Origin of the sequence: Halobaculum saliterrae (assembly GCF_009831625.1) — an archaeon.
GTDB lineage: Archaea > Halobacteriota > Halobacteria > Halobacteriales > Haloferacaceae > Halobaculum > Halobaculum saliterrae.
In genome coordinates this window covers 25,727-38,279 of sequence record NZ_WUUS01000009.1, presented here as the reverse complement: position 1 = coordinate 38,279, position 12,553 = coordinate 25,727, and the positions used below count along the sequence as shown (strand labels likewise).

Sequence of the window (12,553 nt, the reverse complement as noted above, 5' to 3'; positions counted from 1 at the left end):
TCATGATCTGGGAAGTGTTCAGACAGGAGAAGCCGGGGGACTACCACCGCCACGTCGGCAACGTCCACGCGCCGGACCGGGAGATGGCGAAGCTGTTCGCGCAGATCCAGCACGCCCGCCGGATGCAGACCAACTCGCTGTGGGTCGTCCCGCAGTCGGAGATCGGCGAGGTCGACGCCGAGGAGGCCGCCTTCGGCGGTCGCACTGACAAGTCCTACCGCTGGGCGATGACGTACAACGACATCGACGCGTCGTTCGCCGAGGAGGTGGAGGACAGCGAGGCCGAACAGCGCGAGGCGGCCCGGAAGCGTCGCGAGCAGTTGGAATCGGAGGGCGAGGTATGAGCGAACGCGACTCGGACGCCGGCACCGACGAGACCGACGCGCCCGCCGCCGCCTCGCTCGACCGCGACGACCTCACCCCCGAGGGGCAGATCGCGCTGGAGGAGTTGCTGTTCCGGCTCGCGGACGACGAGTTCGTCCACGCCGAGCGCCTCACCGAGTGGCAGATATTCGCGCCGACCATCGAGTCGGACCTCGCGCTCGCCAACGTCGCGCAGGACGAGTTCGGCCACGCGCGCCTGTGGTACGACCTCCTGCAGGAACTCGGCTACACGGAGGAGGAGTGCATCTGGCGGCGTGACCCCGACGACTGGACGCACGCGACGCTCGTGGAGCGACCCTTCGCCGACGACGGCTGGGGCGACGACGTCGTGCGAACGTACCTGTACGACGTGGCCGAGCGCATCAGGCTGGAGGCGCTGGTCGACACCAGCTACGCCCCGCTCGCCGACCGGGTCGGCAAGGCACTCGCCGAGGAGGAGTACCACCGCGAGCACGCGCTCAGTTGGCTCGAACGCCTCGCGAGCGACGACGACGCCCGCGAGCGCCTGCAGGCCGCCCTCGACGACCTGTTCCCGCACGCGCTGTCGCTGTGGTATCCCGGCGAGCACGAGACCGAGATCCGGGCCGCCGGCCTCCGCCGCGAGACGCTCGCGTCGATGCGCGAGGAGTGGCTCGATACGGTCGTCCCGACGCTGGAGGGGTACGGCCTCGTCGTCCCGGAACCGGACGACGTCTCCCGTCCGGACGCCCGCGGCCGCGACGGGAGCCACACGGACGACTGGTTCGACCTTCAGGAGGCGTTCACGGCGACCCACCGCGAGGTCGACTTCGACCGTCCAGCCCGCCTTCGCGGGGAGGAGGCGTAGATGCCGACGAACATGCCGACCGACGTGCCGGGCGGGTCCGCCGGCGACGCCGCCGCGGACGACGCCCCCGGCGCCACCGCCGCCGACGCCGAGGCGTGCGCCCACACCTCCTACGAGGACGGCGAGGCGCCCGAGGAGTTCCCGAAGACAGGCGCGGGTTCCACCGGCGTCGAGGCGGACGTGTGGGACGCCCTGTCCGAGGTCGAGGACCCCGAAATGCCCGTTAGCGTCGTCGACCTCGGCCTGATCTACGACGTGGCCGTCGACGGGGACGGGCGCTGCGAGATCGAGATGACCCTCACCTACACCGGCTGTCCCGCCCGCGACATGCTCACGAACGACGTGCGCTGCGCCGCCGAGACGGCGCCGGGCGTCGGGTCGGCCGAGGTGCGCCTTCGGTACTCGCCGGAGTGGACCGTCGCGATGGTGACCGACGCGGGGCGGAAAGCCCTCCGCGAGTTCGGGTTGAGCGTCTGATGCGTCGGAACGCGCCCGACCCGAGCGTCGCCGCGGGCGTCGCCGGAAGCGACGCGGACGACGACCCCGCGGAGTGCCCGTACTGCGGCTCGACCGACACCGAGCGCGAACACCCGAAGGGGCCGGGGCTGTGCCGGTCGATGCACTTCTGTCGCGGGTGCGGCGAGCCGTTCGAGCGGTTCGGGTAGCCCCACCGGCGTGCGACGTGCGGCGGCGACCGCGGGCGCTCGTGGCCGAGAAATTTATACCGATTTGACGGGACGATCGAACCGATGTCCGTACGAACCCCCGCCGGGCGGATCCGCTACCCGCTCGCCCTCCTCGCGGTCGTGGTCGGCGTGCTCCTGCTTGAGTTCCTCGTCGAGGTCACGCTGAACCGATACGTCGAGACCGGATCGATGTGGTTGCCGACGGTCGGGACGATCGGCGAGACCGCGACCGCGTACCTGCTTCCCCTGAGCCTCCTCTCGACGTTCGTGGTTCCCGCGGTGGCGTTCTACCTGGGCGTTCGCTACGCCCGGTCGGTCTGACCGTCGGCGACCGCTTCCGCCGGGCGTTCAGAACTGCCGACCGATCCCGAGGGAGTCGAACCGACGGCCTCGGCCGCTCACGCGTGCGGGTCGTCGGCTTCCGCGCGCGTCTTGATGAGGAACTTCATATCTCCCTGCAGGACGACGGTGTCGTCCTGGTTGGTCACCTCGCAGTCGATGACGACGAGGCCGGCGTCGTCGCGGCTGGACACGTCTTTGGTCTCCGTCACCTCCATCTCCATCGAGATGGTGTCGCCGATGAACACGGGGTTCGGGAGGTCCATGTAGTTCATCCCGAGGAACGCGAGGGCGGTGCGCTCGACGATGCCCGTCCGGTAGACGAACCCCGTCGCCTGCACGAACGTCATCGGGCCGTGGGCGATGCGCTCGCCGAAGGCGTTGTCCTCGGCGTACTCGGCGTTCGTGTGCAGCTCCGTCCAGTCGCCCGTCAGCGCCGAGTGCATCACGAAGTCGGACTCGGTGACGGTGCGCCCGACGCTCACGAACTCCTGTCCCTCCTCGAAGTCCTCGAAGTAGTGCGGCTCGTAGCTGTATGCCATGCCGACGTGTCACAGGATCAGGTGAAAGTCGTTTCGCGTGACCGGGGGGTCGATCGGACGGGACCGTCCGAGCGGACCGCCGACGCCGGCGACCCGCCTAGTCGGGGGCCATGTCCTTCTCCGCGAGTTCGGCGAGCGCCTCCGCGGTCTTCGCCCGCGCCTCCCCGTCGACCCCCATCCCGTCGAGGACGTGCGGGGCCTTCGTGAACTGGATCGACCGGTACTCGACCAACTGGATCCGATTGCCCCACGGATCGCGGACGTCGAACCCGCCGGTGTCGAGGCGTTCGCCGTCGACCTCGCTCAACCGGTCCTCGACGGCGTCGAGGTCGTCGACGACGAGCCCGAAGTGGCGGTGGTGATCGGCGGTCCCGTCACCGTCGGCCGTCTCGCTCAGCGCCACGAACTGGTCGCCCATGTCGAGGAACGCCATCCCGGGGGCGGTCCCGCGCAGTTCGACGGCGAACAGCGACCGCCACCACTCGACGGCCGCGTCGACGTCGCCCACCTCCAGGGCGACGTGGTTGATGCCCAGCGCTCGCGCCCGGTCGTCCGGTTCCGTCATACCGGGCCCACGGGCGGCGACGACGTAGCCGTGGCGACGTCGGCGACCCCCGCCGTCTGCAGGCCGCAATACGAACGCACAAACCGCTCCGGTCGAACATCGAGCCATGTACGACGTGGGGATCGTCGGCTGCGGCGTCATCGGCACCAGGCTCGCGGAGTCGTTCGCGGAGCACCCGGACACGACCGTCGCGGCCGCCTGCGACGTGGACGCCGAGCGCGCCGAGTCGTTCGCCGCCGAGCGCGACGCGACCGCCTACACCGATCACGGGACGATGCTCGCCGCCGAGGATCTGGACGTCCTCTACGTCGGCGTCCCGCCGGTCCACCACCGCGAGATCGCCGGCGCGGGGCTGGAGGCGGGCGTCAACGTCATCTGCGAGAAGCCGATCGCCGAGGACGCCGAGACGGGCGCGGAACTGGCCGCGATGGAGGCGGAGGCGGACCTCGTCACGGCGGTGAACCTCCCGTTCCGCTACACCCCGGGCTTCGTGGAGCTTCGCGAGCGCGTCGCCGCCGGCGACGTGGGCGAGCCGCGACGCGTCTCGCTGGACTTCCGCTTCCCGCAGTGGCCTCGGGAGTGGCAGGACGTCGACTGGCTCCGGTCGCGCGAGCAGGGCGGCCCGACCCGCGAGGTCGGCACGCACTTCCTGTTCGGCGTTCGGGAGCTGTTCGGCGGCATCGACCGCGTGAGCGCCGAGGTGCAGTACGCCGGCCCCGACGCCTGCGAGGAGTCGGTGGTCGGGTGGTTCGAGGCCGGCGGCGACGCGGGAGGGGCGGTCGACCGCCCGGTTCACGGCACGATCGACCTCCTCACCGACCACGAACAGCCGGAGGAGAACGCGATCACCGTGACCGGGACCGAGGGCGAGTTGACGCTCACCGAGTGGTTCCGCCTCACCGCGAACCCCGGCACCGACGCCGAGGAGGAGTTGTGTGCCGAGCGGGAGTCGACGACGCTGACGCTCGTCGACGAGTTCGTGACCGCGCTGGAGGGCGGCGACGCGGACCTCGTCTCGTTCGCGGAGGCGACGGCGGTCCAGCGCGTCGTCGACGCGGTGTTCGACTCCGGGGGCGACCCCGTCGACACCTCGACGTAGCTCGGCCCCGGATCGGCGTTCGACCGACCCCCCCGATCGACTCCCGACGGGGACCGCTCTGCCCGCGCGTCGACGCCGACCGCGCTTCGGGTGGGCCGATGGTGGCGAGCGGCTCACAGGGAATCTGACACGTTCACCCCACGATTAAGTGCGTAACGCCCGTTTCGACCCCATGACTGGCCTCCCGCGGCACGACCCCGGTGTCCCGGATCACCGACGGCGTCGTCCTCGGCGAGCCGACGACCCGAGGTCGGGGGATCCGACCCGGCCCCCCGACGGCGGTCGATGAGTGACGACCCGACGGCCGACGCGAACGGAACGAACGTTCACGTGAGCGACGGGGCCGCGCCGTCGGAGCCGTCCGTGGTCACGGTGCTGCTCGTCGTCGACGACGACGCCGACCGCGGGCGGCTCCGGGAGTTGCTCGCGGACCACGACGGGTTCGAGCCGCGGGTGGCCGACCCCGACGCTCCGACCCCGTTCGAGGTCGCCTTCGACGTCTGCCTGTTCGACGTGGGTGGGCTTCGGGGCGTCGCCGACGCGCTCGCCGCCCGCCGCGACTCGACGGAATCGCACACGCCGACACTGCTGTTCGTCCCCGAGCGGCACGGCGACGCCGAGTCCGTCCTCTCCCGCCTCGGCGACGCCGGCGACCGCGTCGACGACGTGATCGAGGCGCCGATCCGACGTGCGACCCTCGCACGGCGGCTGCGGGCGCTCGCTCGCACGAGGCGGCTCTCGACGCAACTCGAACACAGCCGCGAACGCACTCGGCGACTCGTCCATCGACTGCCGGACGGCGTCTTCGTCTGCACCGACGGTCGGGTGACGGACGCGAACCCCGCCGCCGGGTCGATGCTCGGGGTCGATCCGGAGGCGCTTCTGGGCCGCGACTTCGTCGACCTCGTCCCGTCGGTCGACCGCGACCGCGTCGCCCGCGCGCTCGAGACGGCGACGAGGAGGGGACACAGCGACCCCGTCGAGACGACGCTGTGTCGCGGCGCGCTCGGTGACGCCGACGGGGACGCGGCGCCGACCGGGTCCGCATCCGAGGACGACACGCCGGCCGAGCCGGCGCCCGAGGGCGCCACCTCGACGGACAGGGCCGACACGGCGAACCCGGCACCCCCTCCGTTGATCGATCCGGTCGAGGATGGAGAGGGGCCGGTTCCGGTCGAGCTGCACGCGATCGACGCCGGCGCCGGCGACGTGCAGGTGATCGCCCACGACATCAGGGAGCGCCGGGAGCGCGAGGAGCGACTGGCGCTGTACCGGCGCGCGATGGACGAGGCGACCGTCGGCATCACCATCGCGGACCACGACGACGACGACGAGCTGCTCGTCTACGCCAACGACGAGTTCAAACGGCTCACCGGGCTCGACGACGAGGCGATCCTCGGACACAACCCTCGAATGCTCCAGACGGACGCGACCGACCCCGAGCCGGTCGCGCGCCTCCGGCGCGCCATCGACGCCGGCGAGGAGGCGTCGGTCGTGTTGTTGAACAGGCGCGGCGACGGCCGGAAGTGGTACAACGCGCTCGACATCTCGCCCATCCGCGGCCCCGACGGGGAGGTGACCCACTACCTCGGGTTCCAGCGGGACGTGACCGAGTGGGTGTCCCGCGAGCAGCGGCTCACGGTGCTCGATCGCGTGCTCAGACACAACATCCGGAACCGACTGAACGTCGTGATCGGCTACGCCGACCGGGTCGATCAGGCGCTCGCCGAGCTCGGTGTCGAGACCGGCGCCGGGGCGGCGGACGGGCGGGCCGGATCGGGCGATCCGACGCCGTCCGTCGACGTCGGCGCGCTGCGGGCCGACGTCGACCGGATCCGCGACGCGGCCGTCGACATCCTCGATCTGTCCGACAGCGCCCGCCGGTTCCGCGAGGACATCGCCGGCGCCGGCGACGCGGAGCCGGTCGACGCGGCGGCGGTCGTGGTCGACGTCGCGAGCGCGCTCGCGGCCGACGCACCCGACGCCGAGGTCCTCGTGTCGACCCCGGACCGGCCGGTCGCCGTCGCCGGGGCCGCCCCGCTCTCGCTGGCGGTCGACGAGCTGGTCTCGAACGCGCTCGAACACGTCCCGGAGCCGACCGTCCGGGTCTCGCTGTCGGTCGACGGCGACGACGCGATGCTTCGCGTCGCCGACGACGGACCGGGGATCACCCCCGACAGCCGCGCGCCGCTGGACACCGGCACCGAGACCCCGACCGAACACGGGCAGGGCGTCGGCCTGTGGCTCGTGCGCTGGACGATCGACGCCGTCGGCGGGACCGTGGAGTACGGCGAGGGGCAGGACGGCGGCGCGGTCGTCACCTGCCGGTTCCCGATCGTCGACGACGCCGGCAGCGATGAGTGATCAGCGCCCGTCGCGTCTCGCCACGTGGCCAGCGGTACCAGTACCTGTCGAGCGTCGCTGTGACGGCGCCCTCGGCGAGACCGTAGTCGTCGCGGCGAGGCGGTAGTCGGCGGCGGCGCGAGCGCCGCGAGCGCGGGCCGTCCGACTCAGCGATCGGTCCCGGTGAGCCGGTCGTCCCAGTCGATCCACTCCTGTTCCCAGCCGGTCTTCGCGAAGTACCCCTGCTCGGAGAACTCGGCGTCCTCGCGGCGGGTGCGGTTCCGGACGCCGGCGCCGGCCTGCTCGCCCTCGACGAGCAGGGGCGACAGCGACACCGGCCCGGCCGTCTCGGCCTCTCGGAGTTCCCCCGAGTCGTCGGGCTCGTAGGCGACGACCGACTGGTCCGCGCCGCGGCCGCGTGGGAGCACCAGCCGGCCGTCGGACGCGAGCTGGTCGGCGAGGTCGTGCGGCGGCTCGACGGCGGCCGCCTCCACGAGGATCCGGTCGAAGGGCGCGTACGCCGGCAGCCCGCGCGCGCCGTCCGCGCGGTCGACGAGCACCGCGTCGTAGCCGGCCGCCGAGAGGTTCTGGCGCGCGTCGTACACCACCCGCCGCGAGATGTCGATGGCGTGCACGTGGCGTGCTCCCGCGACCTCCGCGAGCACCGCCGCGGTGTAGCCGACGCCCGCGCCGACGACGAGCGTCTCCTCGCCCGCGTCCGGGTCGAGCGCCGACAGCAGCCGCGCGACCGTCGCCGGCGAGAGCACCCGGGTTCCGCCCTGTTCGCCCGCGCGGTTCGCGTACGGCGCCTCCCCGACGAACTCCTCGCGGGGAACCGTCGCCATCGCCTCGCGGACCGCCGGCGCGATCGACCGCCCGAGGCTGTGCTCGACCGAGTCGAGCATGTCCTCACGCAGCACAGTCGGGTCGGGTCCGTCCATTGTCGAGCGATAGCGCTCCCGGAACATGAACCGCACGCTCGCCGACGGCCGCCGCACGAGCGACCGAGCGGCGACGGTTGTGCGCGGCCTGCGCACCCAACGGCGAGCGTCTTTGTGGTGCCGCCGTTGAACCGAGACGATGGAGTCAGATCGACGCGAGGCAGTCGCCGACCTCCCCCCGAGCGCGAAGCTCGTGTTCGTGGTGCTGGAGAACCACGAGCGCCTGACGCAGTCGGCGCTCGCCGAGGAGACGCTGCTCCCCCAGCGCACCGTGCGGTACGCGCTCGACGAGCTCCGCGACGCCGGCGTGTTGCGCGAGGAGCTGAACATCATGGACGCCCGTCAGCGCTTCTACTCGCTCGGCGACGCCGAGGGGTCCGCGGAGGAGCCGGGCGTCGGCATCGCGCCGGAGTCCTCGGCGTCGGCTCGTTGAGACCTCTCGATCAGCGATCCGACCCGACGCGGCGCCGCACCCCCCGAGCGACGGCCACGACGACGACCGCCTCGACGTAGCAGCCGACGACCGCCAGCGTCCAGAACCCCGCGTCGCCGACGGCGACGCCCGCCTCGTTGTACAGCGCCGTGTCGAGCAGGAACGCCGCCGCGAGCGCCGGCCACGCGACGACGGTCGCCTCGTCGGGGAGCGGCGTGAACCGAGCGAGCCCGACGAGTGCCAGCAGTGCCGCGGTGACGGCGAGCGCCGCGCGGGCGGTCGCTGCCGCCCGGAGGGCCGTGTGGAGGGGACGAGGCATCGATCCGACGTGTGTCCGAACCGACAAAGCGGTGCCGGGAGACGGGAGGGGCCGACGGGAGGCGTGTGGGGCCGCCGGAACCCGTGGGAGTGTCGAACGGCGGCGCTCAGTCGGCCACACACGGGGCGACCCGGGTTCACTCGGGCGGCAGGTGACACGCCGACGAGCGATCGCCCTCCCCGCGCTCGGGGTTCTCGCGGACGCACGGCGATCCGAACGCCTCGCGGATCCGGCGGACCGCGGCCGCGTCGTCGCCGACGACGGCCTCGTCGACGGCGGCCGAGAGCGCGCGTCCGGCGTCGCCGTCGGGGTCTGGGAGGTCGTATTCCGCCCGGAGCGCCCGTGCGAGCGAGTCCGCGTCGGCGCCGTCGACACGCGTGCGGAGCCGATCGAGGCCGACCTCCCCGTCGGCCAGATCGACGCGGAGGTCGATCACCGCGCCGTACTCGGCGCTCGTGAGGTCGGCGTCCTCCGGCGGGATCACCTCCGGGCATCGCGTGTGGAACCGGCAGCCATCGGGCGGGTCAGCGGGGTCCGGGACGGCCCCGGAGAGGGAGTGGCGGGGGCGGTCGGCGCGGGGATCCGGCGTCGGGACGGCCGCGGCGAGCGCGCGCGTGTACGGGTGGGCGGGGTCGTCCAGCACGGCGCCCGTCGGTCCGGTCTCGACCACCTCGCCGGCGTACAGCACCGCGACGCGGTCGCACGCCCGGCGGACCACGCTCACGTCGTGGCTGATGAACAGCATCGAGAGGTCGAACGCGTCCCGGAGGTCCGCCAGCAGGTCGAGTATCTCCGCCTGCACGGACACGTCGAGCGCGGCGGTGGGCTCGTCGAGGACGACGAACGCCGGGTCCAGCGCGAGCGCGCGAGCGATGCCGACGCGGCGCTTTTGCCCGCCCGAGAGCTCGTGAGGGTATCGGTCGCGGTGGTCGGCGGTCAGGCCCACGCGCTCGAACAGCGTCGCCACGCGCTCGCGGCGGCGCCGGCGGGCGACCCCGCGGACCCGCAACGGCTCGGCGGCCGACTCGCCGGCGGTCGTCCGGGGGTCGAGGCTCGACGAGGGGTCCTGAAACACCATCGCGGTTCGTCGGCGGAGGTCGTCGACCCCGTCGCCCCCGTCGCCGACGGGCCTGCCGTCGAACCGGACGGTCCCGCCCGTGGGCTCCTGCAGGTGGAGCAGCGTCTCGGCGACGGTGGACTTGCCGCTCCCCGACTCGCCGATGAGCCCCAGGGCTTCCCCGCGTTCGATCGCGAAGGAGACGCCGTCGACCGCGCGAACCGTCCCGGTCCGCCGTCGCAACACCCCCGACCGGACCGGGTAGTGCTTCTCCAGTCCGTCGACGACGACCAGCGGTTCCCGGTCGGCGTCGTCGACACCGTCGGCCGTGGATCCTGAGTCCGCGGCGCTCGATTCCGAGTCCGCGGCGGTGGCTTCCCGGGCCGCGGCTCCCGGATCCGCGGAGGAGTCCGGTCGGTTCATCGCGGCCCTCCGTCGGCGCCGCAAGTCGACGTGTCGGCGTCGTGCGTCGGATCCCGCTCGGAACGCGGTTCGGGACCCGCCTCCACGACGGTCGAGTCCCGCACGCCGTCGTGGAACACGCAGGCGGCCTCGCCGCCGCCGTCGACGCCGTGTAACGGGGGTCCGTCGCCGCTCCGGCACTCCCCGACCGCGTGTGGGCACCGAGGGTGGAACCGACACCCAGCTGGAGGGTCGAGCGGATCCGGAGGCTCGCCGCCGATCCGCTCGCCCCCGCGACCGGGCAGCGAGTCGAGCAGCCCGCGGATGTAGGGGTGCGCCGGGCGCTCGAACACTCGCGTCACGGACCCGCGCTCCATCACCCGGCCGGCGTACATGACGACGACGCGGTCGGCGATGCCGGCGACGACGCCGAGGTCGTGGGTGACGAACAGCGTGGCGAGTCCCTCCTCGTCGCCGAGGTCGGCGAACAGATCGAGGATCTGCGCCTGGATCGTCACGTCGAGGGCGGTCGTGGGCTCGTCGGCGATCAGGAGGTCGGGATCGCCCGCCAGCGCCGTCGCGATGGCGACGCGCTGTTTCATCCCGCCCGAGAGCTGGTGCGGGTACTCGTCGGCGCGCGCCGCCGGGTTCGGAAGGCCGACCCGGTCGAGCAGGTCGACGGCGCGTTCGCGCGCGGCGGCGCCGTCGACGTCGCGATGGTAGCCGACCGCCTCGGTGACCTGCTCGCCGACGGTGTACACGGGGTCCAGCGAGCGCTGTGGGTCCTGGAACACGTACGCGATGCGGTCGCCGCGGACCGCGCGGAGGTCGCGCTCGGCGCACGCGAGGAGGTCCCGGTCGTCGAAGCGGACCTCGCCGTCGACGACCTCACCCGGCGGGTCGACCAGCCGCGCGATCGACTCGCAGGCGACGGTCTTGCCGCTGCCCGACTCGCCCACGAGACACACCGTCTCTCCCGGGTACACGTCGAATGAGACGCCGTCGACGGCGCGGACGGTCCCCTCGACGGTCGGGAACTGCGTCCGGAGGTCCCGCACCGACAACAGCGGGGCGGCGTCGCCGTCACGTTCGGGTGTCGGTCGGCTTCCGTCGCGTTCGGACGCCGGCCGCCCGGGGTCGCGGCTCACCGTCGCACCTCCGTTCGCGGGTCGAGCACGTCCCGGAGCGCGTCACCGAGGACGGACATCGCGGCGACGGTGCACACGAGCGGGATCGCGGCGAACGCGACCGTCCACCACAGCTCGGGGAACTGCGAGAAGCCGATCGCGATGGTCGACCCCCACGACCGCGCGAGGGGGTTGGTGAACCCGAGGTAGGCGATCCCCGCCTCGACGAGCACGAGCGTCGGCATCCGGTTCGCGACGGCGGCGACGACGGTGTCGGAGACGTTCGGCACGACGTGTCGACGGACGATCTGCGCGTCGCTCATGCCGGCGTCGCGGGCGGCGCGCACGTACCCCGCGTCGACCCGCGAGGCGGCCGCGCTCCGGACGAGCCGGGCGGTGCCGTCCCAGTCGAACAGCCCGAACACGACGACGATCGTCACCAGGCTCCGGCTGAACGTCTCCTGGACCAGCAGGACGACGAACACCGCCGGAACGACCCGCTGGAGGTCGACGTACCGCATCAGGACCGCGTCGATCCGGCCGCCGTAGTAGGCCGCGACCGTCCCGACGAAGACCGCCGTCGGGACGACGAGCGCGGCCGTGACCAGCGACACCTGCACGGCGACGCGGGCGCCCTCGACGATCAGGTGGATCATCCCGTGGCCGTCGACGGTCGTCCCGAGCGGGAAGTGCCACGTGCCGGGGCAGACGTCGCCGTCGAGCGACGCCTGACAGTACGGGATCGTCGGCGACATCTCGACGCCCGTCCAGGCGGGCGGCTGCGCCGCCGGCACGCCGTAGCGCAGGTCGTCGGCCGACTCGATCCCGAGCAGCGACAGCGTCCGCTCGCCGAACGTCGCCGCGTACCACAACAGCAGGAGATATGCGGCGGACACGAGCGCCGCCGGCCTCCGGCGAAGCCGCCGCCAGTACCGCCGCCGGAGATCGGGGCGGCGGGCCAGCGGCGCCAGCACCCACCCGACGACCGCGAGCGACGCGTAGTAGAGGTACTCGATGATCCCGGTCGTGACGCCCCAGAACGGGACGAGTCCGGTCGGCGTGACGAACGCCTCCCACAGGGCGGCGGCCGCGAGCACGGTCCAAGCGACGAGCAGCGCGAGCGTTCGCGGGGCGACCGCGAGTCGATCCGCGACCCCGCGGTCGCCGGGGTCGACGGCGAATCGGTCGTCGGAGGAGTCGTGGGCGCGGCTCATCGCGGTCCCTCCGAGCCGGCTCGCACGTCGCATCCGCGGGACGCCATTGCGGCTCGTCGTCGAACGGAGACCATCGATATGTCACGGCGACAGAGTGAAACGATAAATGGGTAGCGGAGGGTAAAACCGCCGTATCAGCCACGGAAACAGTTATCGTATTGTCACCGGGATGCGCCCGGTGTGCAGCCCCCGTCTCACGAGGCGCCCCCGGCCCGCCCCCGGCCGCGTTCGCGTCCCCGTTCGCGTTCTCTGCCCACCCCTCCGGTGTGTTCCCGC

15 protein-coding genes are annotated in these 12,553 nt (G+C 72.6%); 8 read left to right on the top strand and 7 right to left on the bottom strand.

Annotated features, from left to right (window positions below):
* The first annotated feature begins 2 nt into the window (after nt 1-2).
* The 5 genes from paaB to GRX01_RS14010 all read left to right on the top strand — a co-directional run bounded on the left by paaB (nt 3) and on the right by GRX01_RS14010 (nt 2,217).
* Entirely contained in the window at nt 3-344 is a 342-nt protein-coding gene (gene paaB / locus GRX01_RS14030; protein ID WP_159668763.1) for a 1,2-phenylacetyl-CoA epoxidase subunit PaaB, read from the top strand.
* The gene (paaC, locus tag GRX01_RS14025; RefSeq protein WP_159668760.1) at nt 341-1,210 is read left to right on the top strand and encodes a 1,2-phenylacetyl-CoA epoxidase subunit PaaC; all 870 of its coding nucleotides are present in this window, start codon (nt 341-343) and stop codon (nt 1,208-1,210) included. Before paaB ends, paaC begins: the two co-directional genes overlap by 4 nt.
* The gene (paaD, locus tag GRX01_RS14020; RefSeq protein ID WP_233741047.1) at nt 1,211-1,687 is read left to right on the top strand and encodes a 1,2-phenylacetyl-CoA epoxidase subunit PaaD; all 477 of its coding nucleotides are present in this window, start codon (nt 1,211-1,213) and stop codon (nt 1,685-1,687) included. It abuts the gene before it with no gap.
* Nucleotides 1,687-1,875, top strand: coding sequence for a 1,2-phenylacetyl-CoA epoxidase subunit PaaE (gene paaE, locus GRX01_RS14015; RefSeq protein WP_159668757.1), 189 nt, complete (start codon nt 1,687-1,689; stop codon nt 1,873-1,875). The genes paaD and paaE overlap by 1 nt, the downstream gene beginning before the upstream one ends.
* A gap of 84 nt (nt 1,876-1,959) precedes the next feature.
* Entirely contained in the window at nt 1,960-2,217 is a 258-nt protein-coding gene (locus GRX01_RS14010) for a hypothetical protein (RefSeq protein ID WP_159668754.1), read from the top strand.
* A 77-nt stretch (nt 2,218-2,294) separates the two neighbouring features.
* Here the strand turns inward: GRX01_RS14010 and GRX01_RS14005 are convergent, their stop codons facing one another.
* Both GRX01_RS14005 and GRX01_RS14000 read right to left on the bottom strand, forming a co-directional pair.
* Nucleotides 2,295-2,777 (bottom strand): MaoC family dehydratase, encoded by a 483-nt coding sequence (locus GRX01_RS14005; protein WP_159668751.1) that lies wholly within the window; start codon nt 2,775-2,777, stop codon nt 2,295-2,297.
* Nucleotides 2,778-2,874: 97 nt separating this feature from the next.
* Nucleotides 2,875-3,342, bottom strand: coding sequence for a VOC family protein (locus GRX01_RS14000; protein ID WP_159668748.1), 468 nt, complete (start codon nt 3,340-3,342; stop codon nt 2,875-2,877).
* A 106-nt stretch (nt 3,343-3,448) separates the two neighbouring features.
* Here GRX01_RS14000 and GRX01_RS13995 point away from each other — a divergent pair, with 106 nt between their 5' ends.
* Together GRX01_RS13995 and GRX01_RS13990 are read left to right on the top strand one after the other, a co-directional pair.
* On the top strand, nt 3,449-4,441 hold the full coding sequence (locus GRX01_RS13995; protein ID WP_159668745.1) for a Gfo/Idh/MocA family protein: 993 nt from the start codon (nt 3,449-3,451) through the stop codon (nt 4,439-4,441).
* 285 nt (nt 4,442-4,726) lie between these two features.
* Nucleotides 4,727-6,805, top strand: coding sequence for a PAS domain-containing protein (locus GRX01_RS13990; RefSeq protein WP_159668742.1), 2,079 nt, complete (start codon nt 4,727-4,729; stop codon nt 6,803-6,805).
* Between the two features lie 146 nt (nt 6,806-6,951).
* Here GRX01_RS13990 and GRX01_RS13985 read toward each other — a convergent pair whose 3' ends face one another.
* Nucleotides 6,952-7,725 carry a protein-L-isoaspartate O-methyltransferase family protein gene (locus GRX01_RS13985; RefSeq protein WP_233741046.1) on the bottom strand — a complete coding sequence of 258 codons (774 nt, stop codon included), beginning with the start codon at nt 7,723-7,725 and terminating at the stop codon, nt 6,952-6,954.
* A gap of 139 nt (nt 7,726-7,864) precedes the next feature.
* Between GRX01_RS13985 and GRX01_RS13980 the strand changes: the two genes are divergently transcribed.
* Entirely contained in the window at nt 7,865-8,158 is a 294-nt protein-coding gene (locus tag GRX01_RS13980) for a MarR family transcriptional regulator (RefSeq protein WP_159668739.1), read from the top strand.
* A gap of 10 nt (nt 8,159-8,168) precedes the next feature.
* Here GRX01_RS13980 and GRX01_RS13975 read toward each other — a convergent pair whose 3' ends face one another.
* The 4 genes from GRX01_RS13975 to GRX01_RS13960 all read right to left on the bottom strand — a co-directional run bounded on the left by GRX01_RS13975 (nt 8,169) and on the right by GRX01_RS13960 (nt 12,277).
* A complete protein-coding gene (locus tag GRX01_RS13975) occupies nt 8,169-8,477 on the bottom strand; it encodes a hypothetical protein (protein WP_159668736.1) in 309 nt (102 codons plus the stop codon).
* Between the two features lie 136 nt (nt 8,478-8,613).
* Entirely contained in the window at nt 8,614-9,957 is a 1,344-nt protein-coding gene (locus GRX01_RS13970; protein WP_233741045.1) for an oligopeptide/dipeptide ABC transporter ATP-binding protein, read from the bottom strand.
* Nucleotides 9,954-11,003 carry an ABC transporter ATP-binding protein gene (locus GRX01_RS13965; protein ID WP_159669181.1) on the bottom strand — a complete coding sequence of 350 codons (1,050 nt, stop codon included), beginning with the start codon at nt 11,001-11,003 and terminating at the stop codon, nt 9,954-9,956. The genes GRX01_RS13970 and GRX01_RS13965 overlap by 4 nt, the downstream gene beginning before the upstream one ends.
* Before the next feature lie 77 nt (nt 11,004-11,080).
* Entirely contained in the window at nt 11,081-12,277 is a 1,197-nt protein-coding gene (locus tag GRX01_RS13960; RefSeq protein WP_159668733.1) for an ABC transporter permease, read from the bottom strand.
* Nucleotides 12,278-12,553: the final 276 nt, after the last annotated feature.

Coding starts and splice junctions, on each gene's coding strand:
- GRX01_RS13995 (WP_159668745.1), top strand. CDS start 3,449: ATGTACGACGTGGGGATCGTCGGCTGCGGCGTCATCGGCACCAGGCTC.
- GRX01_RS14010 (WP_159668754.1), top strand. CDS start 1,960: ATGTCCGTACGAACCCCCGCCGGGCGGATCCGCTACCCGCTCGCCCTC.
- GRX01_RS13985 (WP_233741046.1), bottom strand. CDS start 7,725: ATGGACGGACCCGACCCGACTGTGCTGCGTGAGGACATGCTCGACTCG.
- GRX01_RS13990 (WP_159668742.1), top strand. CDS start 4,727: ATGAGTGACGACCCGACGGCCGACGCGAACGGAACGAACGTTCACGTG.
- GRX01_RS14005 (WP_159668751.1), bottom strand. CDS start 2,777: ATGGCATACAGCTACGAGCCGCACTACTTCGAGGACTTCGAGGAGGGA.
- paaD (WP_233741047.1), top strand. CDS start 1,211: ATGCCGACGAACATGCCGACCGACGTGCCGGGCGGGTCCGCCGGCGAC.
- paaC (WP_159668760.1), top strand. CDS start 341: ATGAGCGAACGCGACTCGGACGCCGGCACCGACGAGACCGACGCGCCC.
- GRX01_RS13970 (WP_233741045.1), bottom strand. CDS start 9,957: ATGAACCGACCGGACTCCTCCGCGGATCCGGGAGCCGCGGCCCGGGAA.
- paaB (WP_159668763.1), top strand. CDS start 3: ATGATCTGGGAAGTGTTCAGACAGGAGAAGCCGGGGGACTACCACCGC.
- GRX01_RS13975 (WP_159668736.1), bottom strand. CDS start 8,477: ATGCCTCGTCCCCTCCACACGGCCCTCCGGGCGGCAGCGACCGCCCGC.
- GRX01_RS13960 (WP_159668733.1), bottom strand. CDS start 12,277: ATGAGCCGCGCCCACGACTCCTCCGACGACCGATTCGCCGTCGACCCC.
- GRX01_RS14000 (WP_159668748.1), bottom strand. CDS start 3,342: ATGACGGAACCGGACGACCGGGCGCGAGCGCTGGGCATCAACCACGTC.
- GRX01_RS13980 (WP_159668739.1), top strand. CDS start 7,865: ATGGAGTCAGATCGACGCGAGGCAGTCGCCGACCTCCCCCCGAGCGCG.
- paaE (WP_159668757.1), top strand. CDS start 1,687: ATGCGTCGGAACGCGCCCGACCCGAGCGTCGCCGCGGGCGTCGCCGGA.